Here is a 21,069-nt window from a genome sequence, read left to right as displayed (position 1 = left end):
GCGATCCACAGCCTCTAGAAGCGCCGGATGATCCTCGTCGTCGATAACTACGACAGCTTTACCTACAACCTCGTCCACTACCTCGCGGAGCTGGGCGCGACGACTCATGTCGTGCGCAACGACGACCTGACGACCGAGGAGGCCTGGGCGCTGAAGCCCGAGGCCGTCCTGCTGTCCCCCGGCCCCTGCGCCCCGGATCAGGCCGGTATCTGCCTTCCCCTGATCGACACCGCGCCGCTGGACATGCCGATCCTGGGCGTCTGCCTGGGCCATCAGGCGATCGGCCAGGCGATGGGCGGCCACGTCATCCGCGCCAAGGCCCTGATGCACGGCAAGACCTCGCCGATCCTGCATGAGGGCAAGGGTATGTTCGCCGGCCTGCCCTCGCCCTTCACCGCGACCCGCTACCACTCGCTCGCCGTCCAGCGCGAAACCCTGCCCAACACCCTCAACGTCACGGCCTGGACCGAGGACGGCGAGATCATGGGCTTCCAGCACCACGAGCGGCCGATCCACGGGGTTCAGTTCCACCCCGAATCCATCGCCACCGAACACGGCCACGAGATGCTGGCCAACTTCCTCGACCAGGCGGGCGTCAAGCGTCTGGCGATGGTCTGAGCCCATGGCGGAGGGTGGTTTCAAGCCGCTGCTGGCCAAGCTGGTCGACGGCCGGACGCTGAGCTCGGAAGAGGCGGGCGATTTCTTCGCCGCCTGTCTGCGCGGCGAGCCGACCCCGGCCCAGGTCGCCGCCGCCGTCACGGCGCTGCGGATGCGGGGCGAAACGGTCGACGAGATCGCCGCCTTCGCCCAGGCGATGCGCAACGCCGCCATGACGCTGGACCACCCCTATGACGTCATCGATACCTGCGGCACGGGCGGCGACGGCGCCCACACCTTCAACATCTCGACGGCGGCGGCCCTGGTGCTGGCCGGGGCGGGCGTGAAGGTCGCCAAACATGGCAACCGGGCCATGAGCTCGAAATCCGGATCGTCTGACGTGCTCAGCGTGCTCGGCGTCGACCTGACCGCCGGCCTCGCTCAACAGCGTCAGGCGCTGGACGAGGCCGGCATCGCCTTCCTGTTCGCGCCCGCTTACCACGGCGCCATGCGTCACGTCGGACCGGTCCGCGCCGAGATCGGATTCCGCACCGTCTTCAACCTGCTGGGGCCGCTTTCCAATCCCGCAGGCGCCAAACGTCAGATCATGGGCGTCTACGATCCGCGCCTGCTGGAACCGCTCGTCGAGGTGCTCGGCCGTCTCGGCGCCACCCGCGCCTGGACTGTTCATGGCCAGGGTCTCGACGAACTGACCACCACCGGCCCGACCGAGGTCGCGGAGTGGAAAGACGGCGCCGTCCGTCGCTTCACCGTCACGCCCGAGGACGCCGGCCTGCCCCGCGCCGACATCGAAACCCTGCGCGGCGGCGACGCCGAGACCAACGCCGCCGCTCTGACCGCCCTGCTGGCGGGAGAGGCCGGCCCCTATCGCGACATCGTTCTGCTGAACGCGGCCGCCGCCCTGATCGTCGCGGACAAGGCGCCTGACCTGAAATCCGGCGTGGCCCTCGCCGCCACCGCCATCGACGAGGGCAAGGCGGCCCGGGCGCTCGCCGATCTGGCCCGCATCACCTCGACCCCGGCGCCGATCGAAGACCCCGCATGACCGACGTTCTGGACCGGATCGCCGCCTACAAGCGCGAGGACGTCGCCGCCCGCAAGGCCGCCACGTCCCAGGCCGAGGTCGAATCCCTGGCCCTGATCGCCGGCATGCCGCGCGGCTTCCGCAGCGCGCTCGAACGCCGCGCCGAACCCGGTCGGCCCGCCCTGATCGCCGAAATCAAGAAGGCCAGCCCCTCCAAGGGCCTGATCCGGCCCGACTTCGACCCGCCGGCGCTCGCGCAAGCCTACGAAGCCGGCGGCGCCGCCTGTCTGTCGATCCTGACCGACGGCCCCAGCTTCCAGGGCGCCGACGACTATCTGGTGCAGGCTCGGGCCGCCGTCGCCCTGCCCTGCCTGCGCAAGGACTTCCTCGTCGATCCGTGGCAGGTGGCCGAGAGCCGGGCCCTGGGCGCCGACTGTATTCTGATCATCCTGGCCATGATCGACGACGTCCTGGCCGACGAGCTTCTGTCCGAGGCCCGGCGCTTCGGCATGGACGCCCTGATCGAGACCCACGACGAGGACGAGATGGCCCGCGCCGCCGACCTCGGCGGGGATCTGGTGGGTATCAACAACCGCTCGCTGCGGACCTTCGACGTCGACCTTGGGGCCACAGCCCGCCTCGCTCCCCTGTCGCCAAAGGGGTCGCTGCTGGTCGCCGAGAGCGGGATCTTCAGCCCGGCGGACGTCGCGGAGGTCTGCGGTGCGGGCGCCTCGGCCATCCTCGTCGGCGAGAGCCTGATGCGTCAGGCGAACGTGACGGCCGCGACTCAAGCTCTGCTCGCCTAGGTCTTCCCTCTCCCGTTGGGAGAAGGTGGTTCGCGAAGCGAGACGGATGAGGGTCGGACCTCACCGGTGGCGCACGACCCTCACCCTTTCGCGCAAGACCGATCGCCCTGCGCTCGGGCGCTCAAGCCCTCTCCCACCGGGAGAGGGTATTCGCCTCTGCCGTTAAGTTGACATTAGGCAAGAACACTTACAGAACATCGGCAACGGTTCACGACTTGTTCTGAAGGCGATTCCCACCATGCTGACCCGCAAGCAGCACGAACTCCTGATGTTCATCCACGAACGCATCAAGGAGACCGGTGTCTCCCCCTCCTTCGACGAGATGAAGGAGGCCCTGGATCTGGCGTCCAAATCGGGTATCCACCGGCTGATCACGGCGCTGGAGGAACGCGGCTTCATCCGCCGCCTCGCCCACCGCGCCCGCGCCCTTGAGGTGACCAAGCTCCCGGAACAGGCGACGGCCGGGGCCGTCCGTGGCCGCGCGGGCTTCACTCCGGCGGTCATCGAGGGCGGCGGACGCCCGGCCTCCGCCGAGCCCGCCAACGACACGCGCGAACTGGTTCTGGTCGGCAAGATCGCCGCCGGCGTGCCCATCGCCGCCCTGCAACAGGACCACGGCCGCTATCAGGTGCCCGAATCCATGCTGGGCGCCGGCGAGCACTACATGCTGGAGATCGAGGGCGACTCGATGATCGAGGCCGGCATCCTCAACGGCGATCTCGTGGTCATCAAACGCGTCGATACCGCCTCCTCGGGCGAGATCGTCGTGGCCTTGGTGGAAGGTGAAGAGGCGACCCTCAAGCGCCTGCGCAAGAAGGGTAATTCCATCGCCCTGGAACCCGCCAACCGCAGCTATGAGACCCGCATCTTCGGCCCCGACCAGGTCGAGGTTCAGGGCAAGCTGGTCGGCCTTATCCGCCAGTATCACTAGGGCCCGCGTCCGCCGCGTCGGTGTCCCCGATGCGGCTCCACGGCCGGTCGCCGCGCACATCGGCGGCCCAGACCGCGCGCCAGCTTTGAGCGGTGCGCCACAGCTCGACCGAGCCGCCCTTCTGATAGTCCAGCCCGTCGAGCACCAGCTTGCCCTCGCAAGCCGGCGGCACGGCGGAGACCACAGCCCGCACGCTGACCAGCGGCGCAGACGCACAGAGCGCAGCCAGCTGTTCACCGTCAGGCGCGGCCTTTCCCCACCACAGGGCGACCGGGCCAGACGCTGCGCCGGCCGGTGCACAGCTTGATCTCAGACAGGCCCAACCCTCGTCCGGCCGAGGCGCCAGTGTCAGCCCGCGCCGCCGCGACCACAGGTCCGCCGCGAACTGCCGCACGCCGGGCCTGACCACAACGGCCGCGTCCGCCTCGCTGAACGCCGCATTCGTCCCGCCGTCCCCGATCCACACGGTCGGCGTCGGCGCGCGCGGCCATAAGAGGACCGCACAGGCGAACGGGAGGCCCAGCCACCTCAGTTGCCCCTGCCACAGGCACAGGAACAGCACGCCCAGAAACGAGATCGGCAGGACATAATCGGGTGCGCTCGCGATCGTCCTGACGGCACCGGGCAGCCCCGCCGTCCAGTGGCCGATGGTCAGCATCAGATCGACGCCCTTGCCCGCCACCCACAGGAACGGCCCGCCCAGTCCGACCGGCTCCAGCAGCGCGCCCAGCGCCAGCGCCGGCATCATCACGAAGTCCGCGATGGGCGAGGTCGTCAGGTTCGCCAGCAGCCCGTACATGGCCGCCCGGTTGAAATGCTGGACTGCGAACGGCCCCGTCGCCGCCCCCGCCACCAGACTGGCCGTCACGGCCACCAGCAGCCAGTGTCGCGCCGACTGGAATGCCGCGATGGGCCATGGGACCGACAACTCCCGCGTCCGGGGCGGCCAGGCTTCCGACAGGGCCACCAGCGCCGCTGTCGCCGCGAACGACATCTGGAACCCCGGCGTCACAATGGCCTCGGGCTGCAGGATCAGCACCGCCATGGCCGCCACCGCCAGCGCGTGCATGGTGATCGCGGGCCGATCCAGCAGGATCGCCGCGAACGCCACCGACGCCGTGATCGCAGCCCGCTGCGCCGGCGCCGGAGCGCCCGACAGCACCAGATAGCTCCACACGGCGACCAGCCCGACGACGGCCGCAACCTTCTTGCCGGACACCCTGAGCGCCAGCCACGGCCAGGCCGCGACGCCCACTCGAACCAGGAAGAAGGCGAACCCGCCGACGATGGCCATGTGCAGACCCGAGATCGACAGGATGTGCGCCAGGCCGGAATCGCGCATGGCGTCGAGATCCTCGCGCGCGATCCAGGTTTCGTGCCCCGTGGTCATGGCGGCGGCGATGCCGCCCGTCCGTTCGCCCAGCCGGCCGACGATCCGCTGCGCAAGGGCGAACCGCGCGCCGTTCACCGCCATCGCCAGACGCAGCCGCCACGGGGGCGGCGCCCGATAGGCCTGCCGGGTCTCACCGAGTGCGAAGGCCGTGCCGCCCAACCCTTGAAAGTAGGCGTTGCGCCCGAAGTCATAGGCGCCCGGACTGGCCGGGGGCGGCGGCGGATTCAGGATGGCGAACAACCGGATCGCCTCGCCCGGCGTCGGCGGTTCGCCTCGCACGGTGGCCCGCAGCCGGATGGGCGTCGCCTCGGGTTCCAGCCCCCGGACCTGCACGGGCGCAAGGACGATCCGGTGCCCCCGATCGCCGGGGCTGTCGACATCGACGACCCAGCCCTCGACCACGGTCGGCTCGGCCATGGCCGGCGCGATAGGCGCCGCAACCCGCTCCGCCCTCAGCTTCGCGCCCGCCAGTCCAAGGAACAGGCAAGCGACCAGCATCAGCGGCAGGGTGACCACGCGCCCCTGCCCCTGCATCCGCGCGCCGAGCCACAGCAGCGTCGCCAGCAAGGCCACAACGGCCAGCGGCCACAGCGGCGGCTCGGACCTCAGGGCGAAATAGATCGCCGCCCCGCCGCCGAAGGCCACCGGCGCCCACAGCCGCCAGCGCATCGTCTGGGCCAGCACCTCGTGCCAGGCCCAGGCACGAACACGCGCCGACAGGCTGGGCTTTGCCGCGTCGGGGGGTATAAGGGCGGCCCGTTCGGACCCCTCTCCCATGCCCATAGATTCCTCCCCCCAGGTCGTCACCCGTTTCGCACCCTCGCCCACCGGCTACCTCCACATAGGAGGCGCGAGAACGGCGTTGTTCAACTACCTTTACGCGAAAGGTCGCGGCGGCAAGTTCCTGGTCCGTATCGAGGACACCGACCGCGAGCGCTCGACCGACGACGCCGTCAAGGCCATCTTCGACGGCCTGAGCTGGCTCGAACTGTTCGCCGACGAGGAACCCGTCTTCCAGCACGCCCAGGCCGACCGGCACCGGGAGGTCGTGGACCAGCTGCTGGAACTCGGCGCAGCCTACCGCGACTTCACCTCGGCCGAGGAAACCGGCCGCCTGCGCGACGAGGCCAAGGCCGACCGCCGCACCTTCGAATCGCCGTGGCGCGACCGCACGCCGACCGTCGACGATCTGAGCCAGCCGCACGTCGTGCGCTTCCGCCGGCCGCTGCCCGGCCGTGTCGTCGTGGCCGACGCGGTCCAGGGCGAGGTCAACTGGGGCAATGAGGATCTCGACGACCTGGTCCTGCTGCGTTCCGACGGGGCCCCGACCTACAATCTGGCCGTGGTCGTCGACGACCACGACATGGGCGTGACCCACGTCATTCGCGGCGACGACCATCTGAACAACGCCGCGCGCCAGTCGCTGATCTATGACGCCCTCGGCTGGACCCGGCCGGTCTTCGCTCACATCCCGCTGATTCACGGCCCCGACGGCGCCAAGCTGTCGAAGCGCCATGGCGCCCAGGCCGTCCATGAGTATGCCGAAATGGGCTATCTGCCCGAGGCCATGCGCAACTACCTGGCCCGCCTCGGCTGGGCCCACGGCGATGATGAACTGTTCGGCGACGCTCAGGCGCGCGGGTGGTTCGACCTCGACGGCGTCGGCAAGGCGCCCGCCCGCCTGGACTTCGACAAGCTGGCCCACGTCAATTCGCACTGGCTGCGTCTGGCCGCCGACGAGCGTCTGGCCGGCATGACCCTCGACGCCCACCTCGCGAAGGGCGCGACCCTGAACGAAGGCGACGAGGCCCGGCTTCAGCGCGCCATGCCGTTCGTGAAGGATCGGGCGAAGACCCTGCTGGAACTGGCCGATCAGACGGCCTTTGTGCTCAGGGCCCGCCCGCTGGACCTCGATGAAAAGGCCCGCACCCTGCTGTCCGGAGAGACGGCCGAACGCATCGCCCGCGTTCGCACCCGCCTCGCCCTGTTCGAGAGCTGGGACGTCTTCGCGCTTGAAGCGGAGCTGAAAGCCTTCGCCGAGGAGGAAGGCGTCGGCTTCGGCAAGATCGGTCCGCCGATGCGCGCCGCATTGACCGGCGGCTCCGCCTCGCCCGACATCGCCAGAACTCTGTCGGCCCTCGGACGCGAAGAAGCGCTCGGGCGCTTGGATGATGCGCTGCAACAGACTAAGTGATCGGGGATAACAATCGGGGTCCGGGGCTTCCCGTCCGGACCAAGCACGAAAGCAAGGGCGCCTGATGACTGAAGCCTCGAAATCCGCCGGCACGGCGACCCTGACCTACGGCGATAAATCGGTCGATCTGCCCGTCCTGTCCGGCACGACCGGGCCTGACGTCATCGACATCCGCAAGCTGTACGGCGCGACCAACGCCTTCACCTTCGACCCGGGCTTCACCTCCACGGCGGCCTGCGAAAGCGCAATCACCTATATCGACGGCGACGCCGGCGTCCTGCTGCACCGCGGCTATCCGATCGGTCAGTTGGCCGAGAAGTCGAACTTCATCGAAGTCTGCCACCTGCTGCTCCACGGCGAACTGCCGACGGCCGCCCAGTACGCAGCGTTCGAGGAGACCGTGACGCGGCACACCATGCTGCACGCCCAGTTCGACCAGTTCTTCCAGGGCTTCCGTCGCGACGCCCACCCGATGGCGATCATGGTCGGCGCCGTCGGCGCCCTGTCGGCCTTCTATCACGACAGCCTGGACATCCATGACCCGGTCCAGCGCAACATCTCGGCCATTCGCTTGATCGCCAAGATGCCGACGATCGCGGCCCGGGCCTACAAATACCACATCGGCCAGCCGTTCGTTTCGCCGCGCAACGACCTCAGCTACGCCGAGAACTTCCTGCGCATGTGCTTCGCCGTTCCGGCCGAGGACTATGTGGTCGATCCCAAGATGGCCAGGGCCATGGACCGGATCTTCACCCTCCACGCCGACCATGAGCAAAACGCATCGACCTCGACCGTCCGTCTGGCCGGTTCGTCGGGCGCCAATCCGTTCGCCTGTATCGCCGCCGGCATCGCCTGCCTGTGGGGGCCGTCGCACGGCGGCGCCAACGAAGAGGCGCTGATGATGCTCAAGGAAATCGGCACTCCGGACAAGATTCCGGAGTTCATCGAGGGCGTGAAGGCCAAAAAGTACAAGCTGATGGGCTTCGGCCACCGCGTGTACAAGAATTACGATCCGCGGGCGACCGTGATGAAGCAGTCGGCGGACGAGATTCTCGACCTCGTCGGCGCCGAGAACGATCCCCTGTTCCAGGTCGCCAAGGAACTGGAGCGCATCGCCCTGTCGGACGAGTATTTCATCGAGCGCAAGCTGTTCCCGAACGTCGACTTCTATTCGGGCATCACCCTGTCGGCGATGGGCTTCCCGACCTCGATGTTCACCGTGCTGTTCGCCCTGGCTCGCACCGTCGGCTGGATCGCCCAGTGGGAAGAAATGCTGGCCGATCCGGCGCAGAAGATCGGCCGTCCGCGCCAGCTCTACACCGGCCCGACCGAGCGCGATTACGTGCCGATCCAGAACCGGGGCTGATATAGCCGCACAGACAAGACGCCGGGGCCCGCGCCCCGGCGTTTTTCTTTGTCCGGACACGATCTGCAGCTTGTCCGGACACAACTTCACTGGTGTGGGAACGAGATCGCGGCTGGACTGTCGTCATGACCCAGACCTCCGACACCCGGAACACCCAGATTACCGCCATCGATGCGCCGCCATCCGCCGTCGCCGAGATCGTCGATACGGTCCGCACCGTCGCTGTCGCGCTCGCGGCGGCTGTTGTGATCCAGACCGCGGCCTTCCAGCCTTTCACCATCCCGTCCGCCTCGATGGAGCCGGGGCTTGTCGTCGGCGACTATCTGGTGGTGTCCAAGTTCGCCTACGGCTGGAGCCGCGCCTCCCTGCCCTTCAATCCGCCCCTGCCGTCGGGGCGACTGTTCGAGCGCCTGCCGAAACGCGGCGATGTGATCGTCTTCCGCCGTCCGAGCAATCCGCAGGAGACCTGGATCAAGCGGGTCATCGGCCTGCCCGGCGATACGGTGTCGGTCTCGGGCGGCGTCGTCACCGTCAACGGACAGGCCCTGCCCCAGCGCGCGCTTGGACCGGGTCTCGATCTCGATCAGCCCGGGCGGCCTGTCGAACAGATCGAGGAACGTCAGGCCGACGGCCGCGCCTATGTCACCTTCGACGGAGGTCCCGGATCCGGCGACGACCGCCCGGCCCAGGTCGTGCCCGAGGGTCAGGTGTTCGTCATGGGCGACAACCGCGACAACTCGCTGGACAGCCGCTGGTCGGGCGATGTCGGCGTGGGCCTGCTGCCGGTCACCAATGTTGTGGGGCGGGCCGAGGTCGTCGTCGCGTCATGGAAGCCGGGCGCAGCCCTGTGGAAGCCCTGGACCTGGTTCAACCTGCGCCCGGGCCGGATCGCCCAGCGGATCCGCTAGCGGGCCTGAAACTCGGCAAAGGAGACGACGCCGTCGTGGTCGGCGTCCATCTGGTCGAAGGCGGCGCGAGAGCCCGGCAGGGCCTGTGCGATCGACGGCGCCGCCGCCGCACCGATGACGATGCCCGCCACCGCAGCGGCCAGTGCCTGCCAGCTCCTCACCTGCCGGCGCGCTTTCGGGGCCGCCGAAGTCTCGTTCTCGATCAGGCCGCGCACGACCTCGCTGGCCGTCAGACCGGCGGCGCGGCAGCGCGCCATGAAGGCGAGCTTCGAGGCGTGCGGCAGCCGGATTTCCAGCGTCTCGCTCTTCTTGGGCGGGCGGGCAGAAGTCATTCGACGATCATCCATCGGGATCAGCGGACGGAATCTAGGACGGACGCGCCGTTTGATCCAGAGGCGCCCTCGATAACACTCAGAACCGCTTCAGCCGCCAGGGCCGACGGATCGGCGCCGCCGGGCCCCATATAGTCCAGCGCCTCGGTCTGGCGCCTGGTTTGGGCCGCCCGGGCATCGGGATTGCTCAACAGGCGTCCGACCTCGGCCGCGACCTTCTCCGGCGTTGCGTCGGTCTGGATCAGTTCGCGCGCGATCTCCTCGTCCGCCGCATGGTTGAACAGGGTCGCGTACTTGCCCGTGAAGAACGGCTTCATGATCGCATAGCTGAGGGGTGCGAACCGGTAGCCGATGACCATGGGCGCGCCGGCCAGGGCCAGTTCGGTCGAGACCGTTCCGCTGGTGGCCAGGGCTACGGTCGCGGCCTTCATCGCCGCGTACTTGTCCGCCTCGGTCACCACATGGGCGCGGAAGGGCCAGGCGGCGATCCGGGCGGTGACATCATCTGCCACGGTGCCCGCGACGACCACGGCGACCTCCAGCCTGGGATCGGCGGCCTTCAGCGATTTGATCGCCGCCTCATAGACGGGCGTCATCAGCCGAACCTCGCTCGGCCGGCTTCCGGGCAGGACCAGCAACAGGCGCGCATCCGGCGCGATGCCTCGCGCGGCGCGGAAGGCGGCGGGGTCGGCGCTGCTCATGTCGACATGCAGGGCCTGCGACCCGACCACGGTCGTCGGCAGCCCCTCGCGCTCGAACCACGGCGCGTCAAAGGCGTAGAGGGCCAGGAGGTGATCCACGGCGCCGGCCAGGGTCTTCGCCCGCCCCGGCCGCGAGGCCCAGACCTGCGGCCCGACGTATTTGATAAGGGGCACGCCGGGCAGCGCCTCGCGGAGGGCCTTGGCCACCCGGATAGTGAAACCCCAGCTGTCGATCAGGACGACCGCATCCGGCCGCTCCCGCACCGCCAGGGCCACCGTGTCGGCGACCCGCGCCTTGACCCGGCCATAGGCGCGCAATCCCTCCAGCCAGCCGAGGATCGACAGTTCCGCGATGTCGAACGGGCTCTCGATACCGTTGGCGGCCATCTTCGGTCCACCGACGCCGATGAAGCCGATATCCGGGCGGCGCTCCCGCAAAGCCTGCGCCAGACCGGCGCCGAGCGCATCGCCCGAGGCCTCAGCAGCCACCAGCATGATCTTCACGAGCGGTCCTCGCCCCAGACGAACAGACCCAGGCGATCCGCCGCCTCGATGATCACCGCCCGGTCGATCAGGATCAGCCTGCCTGCGACCCCGCCGATGCCCGCCAGCCCGGCGGCAGCGGCCATCTCGAGGGTCCGCGCGCCGATAACCGGCATGTCCACCCTCAGGTCCTGTATCGGCTTGGGCGCCTTGCCCAGAGCTCCTTTCAGGTTTCCAGAGGCGCCGCGCAGGTCCGCAGGCAGGCCGGCGACACGCCCGAGCATGGCGTCGGTGCCCTCCTGAGCCTCCACGGCGAGCACCAGACCGTCGCAGACAACCGCGCCTTGGCCGATATCAAGTTCACCGGCCTTTTCTGCGACATGCAGGGCCTTCCTGAGATCGGAGAGCTGACCCTCGTCCGGCTGCACCCGTCCCAGCGCGCCGACCGGCAGGGTTTCGCCGCCCAGAATGTCATCCGCGCCCTCGATGGCGTAACCCTCGGCCTCGAACACCGACAGGATCTTGCGCAGCAGGGCGTCATCACCCTTCGTCGCCGCTGCGATGATCCCCGGCAGCACCATCGCCCCCTTCAGATCTGGCTTCAACGCCTTGAAATCCGGCCGATTTACGGTCCCGGCAAAGCAGACCGCGGTGCAGCCCGCCGCCTTCAGCGCCGACAATACCTTGCCGATTTCGGCCATACCGGCCTCGATCCCCGGATAGCGGATCAGATGCGGGTCGGCGAAGCTCGTGAGACGCACCACGAAGACGGCCCGCTCTTCGAGCTCGCACCGCGCCGCGATGGCCAGGGGAAGTGCGCCGCCGCCCGCGATCAGGCCCAATTTTCCGGTGCTCAAGACCCGCCTCCCGGGCCGAAATGGGCGTTTGGTGAAGTTGGCGAGGTTGACCAGCCGACTGGTCGAGTTGGCGACGAAATTTGACGGGTTTGGCGCCCGGAATTGGTCATTCGCCCGGCAGGCACAGGGGCCGTTTGCCGTCCTCGCGGATGAAAGCCACGATCTCCATGATTTCCGGCAGGTCGGCGTAACCCGCCTCGACCGCATCCAGACGGTCGGCGAACACCCCATCGCCTTCGAACAGATCACGGAAGGCGGCCAGCAGGCGGCGCACGGCGTCCTTGCCGTAGCCCTTCCGCTTCAGCCCGATCAGGTTCAGGCCATGCAGTCGCGCATGGTTTCCCCAGGCCGAGCCGTAGGGGATCACGTCGCGCGTCACGGCCGCCAGACCGCCGACAATGGCGCCCTGCCCCACCCGGCCGTTCTGGTGCACAGCGCAAAGCCCGCCGAGGAAGACCTTGTCGCCGATGCGCGCGTGACCGCCCAAGGTCGCGCTGTTGGCCATCACCACATTGTCGCCGACGACGGCGTCGTGGCCGACGTGAGCCCCGGTCATGAACAGGCCATGGGAGCCCACGCGGGTGACCCCCGATCCCTGCGGCGTGCCCCGGTTGAAGGTCGCATGCTCGCGAATGGTGTTGTCCGAGCCGATCTCCAGCCGCACGGTCTCGCCCTTGTAGCCGTTGTGCTGGGGGTCGCCCCCGATCACGGCGAAGGGGTGGATCACCGTGCGGGCGCCGACCGTCGTGTCCTGCTGGACCACGACATGGCTGACCAGATGGACGCCGTCATCCAGCTTCACGCCCGGCCCGACGGTGCACCACGGCCCGATCGCCACGTCCTCGCCGAGCTCGACCGAGCCGTCGACGATGGCGGTGGGGTGGATAGGGCTCATGGCGTGACCGGCTGGTCGACGGTGACCACCATGGCCGCGAAGTCGGCTTCGGCGGCCAGTTTTCCGTCGATGAAGGTCTCGCCCCGGAACTTGAAGATGTCGCCGCGCTGCTTCGTCACGATGACGTTCATGCGCAGTTGGTCGCCTGGTCGCGCGGGCTTCCTGAAGCGGACGCCGTCGATGGACATGAACATGATGACCTTGCCCTCGACCGCGACATCCAGGCTCTTGGACATCAGCAGAGCCCCCGTCTGGGCCATGGCCTCGACGATCAGGACGCCCGGCATCACCGGATCGATCGGGAAGTGACCCGGGAAGAACGGCTCGTTGTGGGTGACGTTCTTGATGCCGGTGATGGACGTGCTGGCCACGAAGGCCTCGGCCTTGTCCACCAGCAGGAACGGATAGCGGTGGGGCAGCCGGCGCATGACCTCGGCGTAGTCGATCTTCACCCCAGGCTCAGTCATCCGTCCGCTCTCTTTTTCGCCCCGCCTGTTTGGACACCCAGACGATCTCACGCAAGAACTGACGGATCGGTTTTGCCGGATAGCCGGACCAGGTCTCGCCCGCCGGGATATCCGCCAGCACGCCGGCGCCCGCTGCAACCCGCGCGCCGACGCCGATCCTGAAGTGATCACCCACCCCGGCCTGCCCGCCGAACATCACGCCGTCGCCGACCGTCACCGACCCCGAAATCCCCGTCTGGCCCGCGACCAGGCAGTTGCGGCCGATGACGCAATTGTGGGCGATCATGACCAGGTTATCGATCTTGGAATTCTCGCCGATCACGGTGTCGTCAAAAGCGCCGCGATCGATGCAGGTGTTGGCCCCGATGGTCACGCCGTCCTGGATGATGACACGCCCCAGCTGGGGTACGTCGACGGGACCGGTCGCGGCGCCCGCCGCTCCGAATCCGGCCTCACCGAGCCGTGCGCCGGCATAGATTTTCACCCGGTCGCCGATCAGGGCGAAGCGGACGGTGACGTTCGGGCCGATGTCGCAATCACGGCCGATCTGGACACCCGGTCCGATCACCGTATTGGCGCCGATCCGGCTGCCTCGCCCGATCCGCGCACCCTGTCCCAGGACCACGCCGGGCTCGATCACGACGCTGTCGTCCTCGCAGACGTCGGAGGGCGACGCGGCGGTCAGGCTGACGGGCCGGTGCAGAGCGACGGCGGCGGCGGCCCAGGCGGCCTGTGGCGTCCGCGAGACGATGACGGCCGCGCCGGCGGGAGCGGAGTCCACGGCCTCTGGCGGTACGATCACGCAGCCTGCGGCGGTCGATCCCAGGGCCTGAAGGAATTTCCGGTCGCCAAGAAAGGCCACGGCCTGTCTGTCGGCCGTCGCCAGAGGCGCGACCCGCGCGATGCGGGTCGCCGAAGTGCGAACGACCTCGCCGCCCGTCAGGGCCGCGAGGTCGTCGACGCCGAGCGGGCTCAGCGTATCGAAGAAGCGGGCGTCGGGCGTCATGCCCTGCGCCTTACTGAGCCGCTTGAGCCGGGATCGGCAGGCGGTTGAAGCTCAGGGTCGGCAGGGCGGTGTTCAGGCGCTGGATCACCACGTCAGTGACGTCCATGGCCGGGTTCAGGATGAACACGCTCTCACGGTCGAGCAGGATGCCGCAGCCGCGCTCCTGATAGACGGCGACCAGGATCGGCTCGACCTGGGCCGAGATCAGGCGGCGCTGTTCCGACAGGGTGTAGCGCAACTCGTCCTGGCGGGTCTGTTCCAGGGTCTGGGCCTCGGTGATGCGGGTCTGCAGGGCCGTCCGGCGAGCGCCGTCCGGGTCAGCAGCCTGGCCGCCCTGTTGCAGCGAGTTGATCTCGGTCTGGATCGCCACGCCGTAGGGGGCCAGCTCGCCCTGAACCTCGGTCGCCAGCTGTTCCATACGGGCCTGAACGGCCTGACCGGCGGTCGAGGTCGCCAGCAGGCGCTGGTTGAAATAGACGCAGACGCCCGGAATCACGGGGCCGGGATTTTGCGGTCCCTGAGTCTGGGCGACGGCGGTCGAGGCGACGAGCGAAGCCAGGGCGAAAGCGCCGATAGCGAGGATTTTCATGGGTAACCTTTTAGGGCCGACGGGCCCGGGCTTAGAACTGGGTTGAGGTCGAGAAGCGGAAGGTTTCGGTCCGGTCGTACTCTTCATTGCTCAGAATCTGGCTGAAATCGAAGCGGATCGGCCCCATCGGCGACTTCCAGTGGACGCTGAGGCCGGCGGAGGCCCGCAGCGACAGATCGTCGGCGATGGACGTGTCAGGCAGACCGTTGCTTCCGAGGGTGTACCGGTTATCCAGCGCGCCCAGGGTGCCGACATCGGCGAACAGCGAGGTCTTGATGCCGTACTGTTCCGGCAGAACATTCGGCAGGGTCAGTTCGATCGTGCCGACGGCGTAGAAATTACCGCCCAGGGCGTCGTTGGTCGTCAGGTCGCGCGGCCCCATGCCGGCGTTTTCAAACCCGCGGAAGCTGTTGCCGCCCTTGAAGAAGCGGTCGTTGATGCGAACCGCGTCGCCGTTCCAGCCCGAAACATAGCCGGCGGAGCCGGCCACGGTCACGATCCAGCTGGGGGTGATGCCGTAGTAGACGGTCGCGTCCAACTCGGTCTTCACATAGTTCACGTCGCCGCCGAGACCTGCGAAGTCCTGACGGAGCGAACCGCTCCAGCCTCGAGTCGCCCGCACCGGGTCGTTCCGGCGGTCTACGACCAGCGTGTAGCCAACGGAAGAATTCAACGATGCGCCGACCTGTTCGCACAGGGCGGATGATCCGGAACCGCCGATGTCGCAATAGCCGATCGGCACCAGGATCTCGTCGTCCTTGATGAAGTAACGCGTCGACAGGCGACTGTAGCCGTTCAACGGATAGGTCAGACGCAGGCCCGCGCCGGTCGACCGGTAGTCGAACGAGGACTCCTCCTGGAAGTCGTAGCGCGAGTGGAACAGGTCGAAGCCCGCCCCGATGTCGCGCCCCAGGAAGCGGGGCTCGGTGAAGCGGAAGTCGATCTGCTGGCGCAGCGAGCCCCATTCGACGCGCGCGACCACATTCTGGCCCCGCCCGCGGAAGTTCCGCTCGGAGATGCCAAGGTTGACCACAAAGCTGTCGACAGAGCTGAACCCGGCGCCGACGGACAGTTCGCCGGTCGGCTGTTCCTCGACGGTGACATTGACGATCGAGCGGTCCGGCGCGGCGCCGCGCGTCTCATCGACGGTGACTTCCTTGAAGAAGCCCAGGGCCCGCAGATTGTTGCGCGACCGCTCCAGCAGGGTGCGATTGAAGGCGTCACCCTCGGTCAGCATCAGCTCGCGGCGGATGACCGGGTCGATGGTGCGGGTGTTGCCGATGACGTTGATGCGGTCGACGTAGACGCGCTGGCCTTCCGACACGTTGAACGTCACGTCGATGGTGTCGGTCTCAGGGTTCGGCCGATAGGTCGGATTGATGTCGACGAAGGCGTAGCCCGCCGAGCCTGCGGCGAACGTCAGCGCATCGACGGAGCTCTCGATCTTGTCGCTCTCGTAGAGGTCGCCCGTGCGGATCGGGAGCAGCAGCTCCAGGAAGTCCGCGTTCAGGCGGTCGTTCTCGGTGACGACCTGGATGTCGCCAAAGTTGTACTTGTCGCCCTCGTCGACCGTCAGGGTCATGGCGAAGGCGCTGTCGTCCGGCGCCAGCTCGGCTACGGCGGAGGTGATGCGGAAGTCGTAGTAGCCGCGGTTCGTGTAGAATTTCCGCAGCTGCTCGCGGTCGTAGTCCAGGCGGCCGGGGTCGTAGTTGTCGTTCTTGGTGAACAGACGCCACCACTGCGTCTGCTTGGTCACCATGACCTCGCGCAGCTCGCTGTCGGAGAAGGCCTGGTTCCCCAGGAAGGTGATCGACTGGACGCCCGTCTCCGGACCCTCGTCGATCTCGAAGATCAGGTCGACGCGGTTCTGTTCCAGCTGGACCAGCTTGGGCGTCACGTTCGCCGAGATGCGGCCCGACAGGCGGTACAGCTCGATGATCTTGCCCACGTCCTCCTGGACCCGGGCGCGGGTGTAGATGCCGCGAGGCGCGATGGTCACTTCCTCGCGCAGCTTGTCCTCGCTGATCGCGCCGTTCCCCTCGAACACCACCTGGTTGATGATCGGGTTTTCGACGATGCGAACGACCAGGTCGCCGTTGGGCTGCAGGCCGATCTGAACGTCGGCGAACAGCTGGGTGCGCGTCAGGGTCCGGATGGCGACGTCGAGGATGACCGGATCGATCGTGTCGCCGGGCTGGATCGGCAGGTAGGACAGGACCGTGGTCTGGTCGATGCGCTGGTTGCCCTGAACCAGGATGCGGTTGACCACGCCCGTCTCGGACGGCGCGGCCGGCTGGGCGGCCGGAGCGGCCTGCTGCGCCGGGGCCGCAGGGGCGGTCTGGGCGAGAGCCGGCGTCCCTGCGACAAGCGCCAGCAAGCTTGCGGTCGCTGCGCAGGTCCTGCGCAGGTTGCGGTCACCCGTATAGGAAGCGGCGCGGAGGTCGTTCAGGATCATGCGGGGAACCATCGGGGGCTGGCGTCGGCTCAACTGACGAGCCCGCCGAGGAATTGGAACACGTTCGACTTCTGCAGGTCGTTCCAGGTGGCGAACAACATCAAACCCGCCAGCAAAGCAAGACCGACCCTGTATCCGGCCTCCTGAACGTTGGCGGCAACGGGTTTCTTCGCCACAGCCTCGTAGGCGTAGAAGACCAGATGTCCGCCATCCAGAACGGGGATGGGCAAGAGGTTTAGAAAGCCGATTCCGATCGAAAGTATGGCGGCGAAGCTCGTTAGCGTCAGCAGCAGGTTCAGCGCCATGGCGCCCGGATCGGGATTTGCGGCCACCGCCGCGTTGGTCAGGGCGCCGGAAGCCTTGGCGATCCCCAGAGGTCCGCTGAGCTGGTCGCCCGACTCGCGGCCGGTGAAGATACGGCCGAGATAGGTCAGGGTCGTGCCGAGGATGTCGCCCGTCTCCCGAACGCCTCGACCGACCGCCTCGACCGGATTGTAGCGAATGTAACGCGTCGTGCCCGGCGAACTGGTCAGTGACAGGCCGATCCGGCCCACGCTGACGCGACCGGCGATGGGATCGGTCTCGGTCCGACGAACGGGTGTGGCGACCAGTTCGATCTCGCTCCCGTTCCGTTCCACAGTGAAGCGCAGGGCGTCGCCGCTGGACAGGGTGACCTTGCGCGTCACTTCACCGGCGTCGCCGATGACCCGACCGTTGATTGCTGTAATCAGGTCGCCGGCCTGGAACCCGGCGGCGGCTGCGGGCGATCCCGCACTGACATCAGCGACCTGGGCCGGCCGAAGCCTGTCTCCGATCGCCGAAAACAGCACGGTGAAGATGAAGATGGCGAGGACGAAGTTCGCGGCCGGTCCGGCGGCGACAATCAGCATCCGCTGCCACACCGGCTTGAAGTGGAAATAATCGCGCTCGGCGCCGACTCCGTCCCGGGCGATGATTTCCGATTTCAGGGTGTCGAGGCCCCGGCTGTCCGGCACGCTGGAGGCATCCATGTCGCCGGAGAATTTCACATAGCCGCCCAGCGGCATCCAGCCGACGCGCCATTCGATGCCGTTCCGGTCGGTACGGCTGAAGATCGCCTTGCCGAAGCCAATCGCAAAGCGGTCGACCTTCACGCCGAAGGCGCGCGCCACCAGGAAGTGGCCCAGTTCATGGATCGTAACGATGACCGTCAGCACCAGCAGGAACGGCACAACGTAGATCAGGGCCTGTCCCAGCGCGTTCAGCATGCCGTCTCCATTCCCGCCCAGCCAAATGGCTCAGGCGGCGAGCGCCAGATTTCCGACGATTTCGATCGCGACCCGACGGGCGCGAGCATCAAGCGCGAGAGCGCCCGCGCAGGCATCGTCAAAATCGGCATCCGCCCCCGTCTTCGTCATCCGATCAAGGGTTTCGGCGACGACTGCGGCAATATTGAGAAAGCCCAGACGGCGGTCAAGGAAGGCCAGGGCAGCGATCTCGTTGGCGGCGTTGAAGATCGTCGGCGCACCCCTGCCCGCCTCCAGCGCTTCGCGCGCCAGCTTGAGTGACGGGAACCGCTCCGGATCGGGCGCCTCAAAGGTCAGACGGCCAAGGGCGGCGAGGTCCAGCTTCGGCGCCGGCCAGGCCATCCTGTCGGGCCAGGCCAGGGCGCAGGCGATCGGCGTCTTCATGTCCGGCGGCCCCATCTGGGCCAGGGTCGAGCCGTCGACGAATTCGACCAGGCTGTGAATGATCGATTCGGGGTGGACGACGACGTCGATCCGGTCGGCCGGCATGTCGAACAGATAGGCCGCCTCGATCATCTCGAGGCCCTTGTTGGCCATGGTGGCGCTGTCGACCGAGATCTTGGCGCCCATGCTCCAGTTGGGATGAGCGACGGCCTGCTCCGGCGTCATCGAGGCCATCTCGGCGCGCGAGGTCTTGCGGAACGGCCCGCCAGAGGCCGTCAGGATCAGTCGCGCCACACGCTCCGGCGCCTCGGCCGGAAAGACCTGAAAGATGGCCGAATGCTCGGAGTCGACAGGGATCAGCCGCCCGCCGGACGCTGTCACCCGCTCGATGAGGGCCCGCCCGCAACAGACCAGACTTTCCTTGTTGGCCAGCGCAAGCGTCGCACCGGTCGCGGCGGCGGCCCAGGCCGACTTCAGCCCTGCCGCGCCGACGATGGCGGCCATGACGAGATCTGCCGGACGTGTGGCCGCCTCAACGACGGCCGCTTCTCCGGCCGCCACGGCGATGCCGGTTCCGGTCAGGGCGGTCCGCAGCATCTCCAGCCGTTCCGGATCGGCCGTGACGGCCACGGCAGGCCGCCAGCGGCGCGCCTGCTCGGCCAGTCGCTCGATATTCTTGCCGCCCGTCAGGGCGACGACCTCGAAGCCTCCGGTCCCGGCCCTCTCGGCCTGATCCATCAGATCAAGGGTCGAGGCGCCCACCGACCCGGTGGACCCCAGCACGGTCACCCGACGCCGGATCACGTGCCCGCGCCGAAGTAGTTGGCCAGCGTTCGTCCGACGGCGACGACCACGATGGCGAACATCAGCCCGTCCACCCGGTCCATCAGACCGCCGTGGCCGGGGATCAGGTTGCCCGCATCCTTGACACCGAACCGCCGCTTCAACGCCGATTCCCAAAGGTCGCCGGCCATAGTCGCCAAAGCCGCGGCGAAACCGAGCAGCGCACTCCACTCCATCGAGCGCACGCCCGCCTCAGGCAGGGCGGCCATGGCGGCGCCGGCCACCGTCCCGGCCAGCAGGCCGCCGATGAAGCCGGACCAGGTCTTGTTGGGGGAGAAACGCGGCCACAGCTTCGGGCCGCCGACAGCGCTGCCGACCAGAAAAGCCACGATGTCAGACGCCCAGGCGACGACGAATGCCAGGGTCACCCAGTAGAAACCGATCGCCGTGTTCCCGTCCCGCAGCCAGATCAGCAGCAGGGCCGGCCAGCCCAGGTAGAGCACGCCATAGGCCGCATCGACGCCCGACTGCCCACGGGCCCTCGCGAACACACCGGCCGCTGCCGCGCCGAAGACCAGCAGCACGAGACTGAAGGACAGGGCCTGATTGGGGTTGGACAGAAGCGTCGCGACGAGCGCGAGCGCAACGGCGGCGGCGATGGCCTTCCAGTCGGCCGGCGCGCTCATCCGGGCCCATTCCATGGACAGGACCACGCAGGCGATCAGCAGGACGCCGAGAATCCAGGGCCCGCCGAACCAGACGGCCAGCATGGCCAGCGGGGCCAGAACGATGGCCGAGGCGGCGCGCAGGCCCATGTCGCGCACCTTGAACGCCATCAGCTGACCGCGAGCGCCGGCTCGACCGCAATCGCGCCGAAACGTCGATCGCGCTGCTGGTACTGACGCACCGCGTCTGCCAGGGCCTCGGTCCCGTAGTCAGGCCACAGAACGTTCTGATAGACCAGCTCGGCATAGGCGGCTTCCCACAGCAGGAAGTTCGACAGCCGCTGCTCGCCCGAGGTCCGCACGATCAGGTCCACCGGCGGGCCGCCCGCCGTGGACAGGCCCAGACCCAGCGTCGCCTCATCCAGCGGCCCGGTCGCCTGACCCGCCAGCAGTTGGTCGACATAGGCCTGGGCCGCATCGACGATGTCCGCCCGGCCGCCGTAGTTGAAGGCGACCTGCAGCAGGAAGCGGCTGTTGTGCGCCGTTGATCGCTCTGCGCGTTCGACGATGGCGGCAATGTCGGCGGGCAGGCCCGTCCGGCGCCCCAGGACGCGCACCCGCACGCCCTCGCGCTCCAGCCGGTTCAGATCGCTCGCCACATAGGAACGCACCAGGCCCATCAGGTCGGAGACTTCCTCCGCCGGACGCCGCCAGTTCTCGGTCGAGAATCCGAACACCGTCAGACATTCGATGCCGAACTGCGGCGCCGCCTGGACAGTGCGCTTCAACGCCTGCACGCCCTCTCGATGACCCATGGCCCGGGGCAGACCGCGAGCCTGAGCCCAGCGACCGTTGCCGTCCATGATCAGTGCGACGTGCCGGGGCCCCGCTTCAGGGGCCGGCGCGCCGCCAGTGGGGGCCGTCAT

At 68.0% G+C, this 21,069-nt stretch carries 20 protein-coding genes; 7 read left to right on the top strand and 13 right to left on the bottom strand.

Translation table 11 applies throughout. The features are described 5' to 3' along the window. Positions 1-27 precede the first annotated feature (27 nt). From ACW17Y_RS07850 to lexA, 4 genes are all read left to right on the top strand, one after another. Positions 28-618 (top strand): anthranilate synthase component II, encoded by a 591-nt coding sequence (locus ACW17Y_RS07850; RefSeq protein WP_492038177.1) that lies wholly within the window; start codon positions 28-30, stop codon positions 616-618. A gap of 4 nt (positions 619-622) precedes the next feature. Then, entirely contained in the window at positions 623-1,663 is a 1,041-nt protein-coding gene (trpD, locus tag ACW17Y_RS07845) for an anthranilate phosphoribosyltransferase (RefSeq protein WP_492038176.1), read from the top strand. Beyond that, positions 1,660-2,448, top strand: a complete 789-nt coding sequence (gene trpC, locus ACW17Y_RS07840; protein ID WP_492038175.1) for an indole-3-glycerol phosphate synthase TrpC — start codon at positions 1,660-1,662, stop codon at positions 2,446-2,448. Before trpD ends, trpC begins: the two co-directional genes overlap by 4 nt. A gap of 238 nt (positions 2,449-2,686) precedes the next feature. Then, positions 2,687-3,379, top strand: coding sequence for a transcriptional repressor LexA (gene lexA, locus ACW17Y_RS07835; RefSeq protein WP_492038174.1), 693 nt, complete (start codon positions 2,687-2,689; stop codon positions 3,377-3,379). Here lexA and ACW17Y_RS07830 read toward each other — a convergent pair. Then, on the bottom strand, positions 3,360-5,549 hold the full coding sequence (locus tag ACW17Y_RS07830) for a ComEC/Rec2 family competence protein (RefSeq protein ID WP_492038173.1): 2,190 nt from the start codon (positions 5,547-5,549) through the stop codon (positions 3,360-3,362). The genes lexA and ACW17Y_RS07830 overlap by 20 nt on opposite strands. On the opposite strand from ACW17Y_RS07830, the gene gltX reads away from it, so the two are divergent. The 3 genes from gltX to lepB all read left to right on the top strand — a co-directional run bounded on the left by gltX (position 5,548) and on the right by lepB (position 9,240). Further along, positions 5,548-6,966: a glutamate--tRNA ligase gene (gltX, locus tag ACW17Y_RS07825; RefSeq protein WP_492038172.1), complete on the top strand. Its 1,419-nt coding sequence runs from the start codon at positions 5,548-5,550 to the stop codon at positions 6,964-6,966. The genes ACW17Y_RS07830 and gltX overlap by 2 nt on opposite strands. A gap of 64 nt (positions 6,967-7,030) precedes the next feature. Continuing rightward, positions 7,031-8,332, top strand: a complete 1,302-nt coding sequence (gene gltA, locus ACW17Y_RS07820; RefSeq protein WP_492038171.1) for a citrate synthase — start codon at positions 7,031-7,033, stop codon at positions 8,330-8,332. A 125-nt stretch (positions 8,333-8,457) separates the two neighbouring features. Beyond that, positions 8,458-9,240, top strand: coding sequence for a signal peptidase I (gene lepB / locus ACW17Y_RS07815; protein ID WP_492038170.1), 783 nt, complete (start codon positions 8,458-8,460; stop codon positions 9,238-9,240). On the opposite strand, the gene ACW17Y_RS07810 is transcribed toward lepB, so the two are convergent. From ACW17Y_RS07810 to uppS, 12 genes are all read right to left on the bottom strand, one after another. Further along, on the bottom strand, positions 9,237-9,572 hold the full coding sequence (locus ACW17Y_RS07810) for an EF-hand domain-containing protein (RefSeq protein ID WP_492038169.1): 336 nt from the start codon (positions 9,570-9,572) through the stop codon (positions 9,237-9,239). The two genes, lepB and ACW17Y_RS07810, sit on opposite strands and share 4 nt — an antisense overlap. 20 nt (positions 9,573-9,592) lie before the next feature. Continuing rightward, positions 9,593-10,768 (bottom strand): lipid-A-disaccharide synthase, encoded by a 1,176-nt coding sequence (gene lpxB / locus ACW17Y_RS07805; RefSeq protein WP_492038261.1) that lies wholly within the window; start codon positions 10,766-10,768, stop codon positions 9,593-9,595. A gap of 5 nt (positions 10,769-10,773) precedes the next feature. Then, positions 10,774-11,613 carry a UDP-2,3-diacylglucosamine diphosphatase gene (gene lpxI, locus ACW17Y_RS07800; protein ID WP_492038168.1) on the bottom strand — a complete coding sequence of 280 codons (840 nt, stop codon included), beginning with the start codon at positions 11,611-11,613 and terminating at the stop codon, positions 10,774-10,776. A gap of 106 nt (positions 11,614-11,719) precedes the next feature. Beyond that, entirely contained in the window at positions 11,720-12,508 is a 789-nt protein-coding gene (lpxA, locus tag ACW17Y_RS07795; RefSeq protein WP_492038167.1) for an acyl-ACP--UDP-N-acetylglucosamine O-acyltransferase, read from the bottom strand. Beyond that, positions 12,505-12,975 carry a 3-hydroxyacyl-ACP dehydratase FabZ gene (fabZ, locus tag ACW17Y_RS07790; RefSeq protein ID WP_492038166.1) on the bottom strand — a complete coding sequence of 157 codons (471 nt, stop codon included), beginning with the start codon at positions 12,973-12,975 and terminating at the stop codon, positions 12,505-12,507. Before fabZ ends, lpxA begins: the two co-directional genes overlap by 4 nt. After that, on the bottom strand, positions 12,968-13,981 hold the full coding sequence (gene lpxD, locus ACW17Y_RS07785; protein WP_492038165.1) for a UDP-3-O-(3-hydroxymyristoyl)glucosamine N-acyltransferase: 1,014 nt from the start codon (positions 13,979-13,981) through the stop codon (positions 12,968-12,970). Before lpxD ends, fabZ begins: the two co-directional genes overlap by 8 nt. Before the next feature lie 10 nt (positions 13,982-13,991). Next, the gene (locus ACW17Y_RS07780; RefSeq protein WP_492038164.1) at positions 13,992-14,570 is read right to left on the bottom strand and encodes an OmpH/Skp family outer membrane protein; all 579 of its coding nucleotides are present in this window, start codon (positions 14,568-14,570) and stop codon (positions 13,992-13,994) included. Positions 14,571-14,601: 31 nt separating this feature from the next. Then, the gene (gene bamA, locus ACW17Y_RS07775; protein WP_492038163.1) at positions 14,602-17,025 is read right to left on the bottom strand and encodes an outer membrane protein assembly factor BamA; all 2,424 of its coding nucleotides are present in this window, start codon (positions 17,023-17,025) and stop codon (positions 14,602-14,604) included. Positions 17,026-17,054: 29 nt separating this feature from the next. Further along, positions 17,055-18,272, bottom strand: a complete 1,218-nt coding sequence (locus tag ACW17Y_RS07770) for a M50 family metallopeptidase (protein ID WP_492038162.1) — start codon at positions 18,270-18,272, stop codon at positions 17,055-17,057. A 30-nt stretch (positions 18,273-18,302) separates the two neighbouring features. After that, complete coding sequence (gene dxr, locus ACW17Y_RS07765; protein WP_492038161.1) at positions 18,303-19,499, bottom strand: 1-deoxy-D-xylulose-5-phosphate reductoisomerase; 1,197 nt, start codon at positions 19,497-19,499, stop codon at positions 18,303-18,305. Next, positions 19,496-20,314 carry a phosphatidate cytidylyltransferase gene (locus ACW17Y_RS07760; RefSeq protein WP_492038160.1) on the bottom strand — a complete coding sequence of 273 codons (819 nt, stop codon included), beginning with the start codon at positions 20,312-20,314 and terminating at the stop codon, positions 19,496-19,498. Before ACW17Y_RS07760 ends, dxr begins: the two co-directional genes overlap by 4 nt. After that, a complete protein-coding gene (gene uppS, locus ACW17Y_RS07755; protein ID WP_492038159.1) occupies positions 20,314-21,069 on the bottom strand; it encodes a polyprenyl diphosphate synthase in 756 nt (251 codons plus the stop codon). The genes ACW17Y_RS07760 and uppS overlap by 1 nt, the downstream gene beginning before the upstream one ends.

Source organism: Brevundimonas sp. AVps7 (genome assembly GCF_058681545.1).
This window is presented reverse-complemented; position numbering and strand designations above follow the sequence as displayed.

Coding starts and splice junctions, on each gene's coding strand:
- ACW17Y_RS07780 (WP_492038164.1), bottom strand. CDS start 14,570: ATGAAAATCCTCGCTATCGGCGCTTTCGCCCTGGCTTCGCTCGTCGCC.
- lpxD (WP_492038165.1), bottom strand. CDS start 13,981: ATGACGCCCGACGCCCGCTTCTTCGATACGCTGAGCCCGCTCGGCGTC.
- trpD (WP_492038176.1), top strand. CDS start 623: ATGGCGGAGGGTGGTTTCAAGCCGCTGCTGGCCAAGCTGGTCGACGGC.
- gltA (WP_492038171.1), top strand. CDS start 7,031: ATGACTGAAGCCTCGAAATCCGCCGGCACGGCGACCCTGACCTACGGC.
- gltX (WP_492038172.1), top strand. CDS start 5,548: ATGCCCATAGATTCCTCCCCCCAGGTCGTCACCCGTTTCGCACCCTCG.
- ACW17Y_RS07830 (WP_492038173.1), bottom strand. CDS start 5,549: ATGGGAGAGGGGTCCGAACGGGCCGCCCTTATACCCCCCGACGCGGCA.
- uppS (WP_492038159.1), bottom strand. CDS start 21,069: ATGACGGCCCCCACTGGCGGCGCGCCGGCCCCTGAAGCGGGGCCCCGG.
- ACW17Y_RS07760 (WP_492038160.1), bottom strand. CDS start 20,314: ATGGCGTTCAAGGTGCGCGACATGGGCCTGCGCGCCGCCTCGGCCATC.
- fabZ (WP_492038166.1), bottom strand. CDS start 12,975: ATGACTGAGCCTGGGGTGAAGATCGACTACGCCGAGGTCATGCGCCGG.
- lexA (WP_492038174.1), top strand. CDS start 2,687: ATGCTGACCCGCAAGCAGCACGAACTCCTGATGTTCATCCACGAACGC.
- ACW17Y_RS07850 (WP_492038177.1), top strand. CDS start 28: ATGATCCTCGTCGTCGATAACTACGACAGCTTTACCTACAACCTCGTC.
- ACW17Y_RS07810 (WP_492038169.1), bottom strand. CDS start 9,572: ATGACTTCTGCCCGCCCGCCCAAGAAGAGCGAGACGCTGGAAATCCGG.
- trpC (WP_492038175.1), top strand. CDS start 1,660: ATGACCGACGTTCTGGACCGGATCGCCGCCTACAAGCGCGAGGACGTC.
- lepB (WP_492038170.1), top strand. CDS start 8,458: ATGACCCAGACCTCCGACACCCGGAACACCCAGATTACCGCCATCGAT.
- lpxA (WP_492038167.1), bottom strand. CDS start 12,508: ATGAGCCCTATCCACCCCACCGCCATCGTCGACGGCTCGGTCGAGCTC.
- bamA (WP_492038163.1), bottom strand. CDS start 17,025: ATGATCCTGAACGACCTCCGCGCCGCTTCCTATACGGGTGACCGCAAC.
- lpxB (WP_492038261.1), bottom strand. CDS start 10,768: ATGCTGGTGGCTGCTGAGGCCTCGGGCGATGCGCTCGGCGCCGGTCTG.
- ACW17Y_RS07770 (WP_492038162.1), bottom strand. CDS start 18,272: ATGCTGAACGCGCTGGGACAGGCCCTGATCTACGTTGTGCCGTTCCTG.